This window comes from Nocardia sp. NPDC004123 (genome assembly GCF_053603795.1).
The window spans coordinates 1-1484 of record NZ_JBSGGG010000074.1 but is presented as its reverse complement, the minus strand read 5'-3'; the positions used below and the strand labels follow the sequence as shown (position 1 = coordinate 1484).

The following is a 1484-nucleotide window of genomic DNA, read 5'->3' as shown; positions in this document are numbered from 1 at the left end:
GCGCGCCGCTCAGCAACGCCAGCGCCTCCGCCCTGGTCGGGGCCGTTCGGCGTAACGCCTTGTCCACCAACAGATTCAACAGTCCATCAGTCATGCCAAGGCAATCTACCTCGAGCTTGAACACCGTTCAAGTATTGGTTTGACGTGGCACCCCGCATGACGGTCGAGGCCACGCACGTCGATCTCCAGCCCCAGAGCCCCTCGGGTAGCTCCCGAATCGCATCGCCGCCGTTGATCAGGAAATCCCACGTCGACTCCGGTGCATCCCCCGCCCCAGGCGACCGGGTCGAGAGACCCACAATCGCGACATCATGCGCGTCCGCAGGCTGGTTGCCAGTCGTATAGAACGACTCGTCTACCGATTCCTCCGGAACATCCGGTTCTCCGTTGATGATTCGCTCCGACACTGAGCCTTTTTCATCCTTGCTGAATGGCGCGGACCTCGCGGGCTTGAAGGACGTGGATGGCTTGGACGAGTTGCCCGGTCCGGTGCGGGCAGCAGCGGAGTTTCCGCAGTATCCGCCAGGTTTCAGCTGGGCGTTGGCGCGCTCGCCGGGGCCGCGTAGCTTCGCATGGGCGCGGTTGAACTGCTTCTGCGATTCCGGTTTGTCCCTGCCCTTGTACGGCGTGAGTGCCGCGGTGGCGCCGTGATATCCCTTGTCGGCCAACACGATCCATCTACCCTGTTCGAGCTCGTGGAGGATTCGCCAGATCCAGGCCGCCTTCAAATCGTGCACGCTGCCCGGCAACGCACCCGACACCCACACGATCTCACCGTCGGGTGTGGCAATGACCTACACGTTCGTCCCGTGGTGGCGATGCTTACCTGAGTAGAACCGCCGATCGGCGGCGACCCGGTCGATCGCGATCAGCGTGCCGTCCAGGATCAGATAGGCATGCCCGGCGGTCTTGACGCGGGCCAGCGCTTTCCGCAGCGCCGGCACCGCCACGCGGTCGCCGTCGATATCTCGAACCCGGCACCCAAGGTTTCTCCTTTGCGCAGATAAGCCAGCACGAGCAGGGCCTGACGGCCCGGGTTGAGCAGCCGCCACACCGACCCGATACGGCGGCGGTGACGGCGGATCACCCCGGCCACGTAGTCGAGGGTCTGACGTGACAACGGCAGCGCGGAACGGTAGAAAAGCAACCGCCTCATCGACGCACTCACTACCCAAGCGCAATCCGCACTGTTGTGGTCCCAGGGCGCTCGCGCCTACTACGACCACCACCGAGCCCGCGGTGCCGGCCACAACGCCGCCCTACGCCAGCTCGCCAACCGACTCGTCGGCATCCTGCACGGCTGCCTCAAAACCGGAACCCACTACGACGAAGCCACAGCGTGGCCAGGTCCCGCTCAACCATCTGCTGCTTGACATTCAATGGGATGTCTATCGGGTTCGGTTGCTGAGTCGTCGCCAGCAGATCAGGGCTGCGGCGAGGTCGAGAAATCCGTGATGGATATCGGTGCGACGTTCCCATCGGAT

General features: G+C 63.9%; 1 protein-coding gene and 1 pseudogene. Both read right to left on the bottom strand.

Annotated features, from left to right (window positions below):
• Positions 1 to 86 precede the first annotated feature (86 nt).
• Positions 87 to 299, bottom strand: coding sequence for a beta-ketoacyl synthase N-terminal-like domain-containing protein (locus ACWEQQ_RS45020; RefSeq protein ID WP_452352570.1), 213 nt, complete (start codon positions 297 to 299; stop codon positions 87 to 89).
• Positions 300 to 417: 118 nt separating this feature from the next.
• Positions 418 to 1147, bottom strand: a pseudogene (locus tag ACWEQQ_RS45015) (transposase family protein).
• Positions 1148 to 1484: the final 337 nt, after the last annotated feature.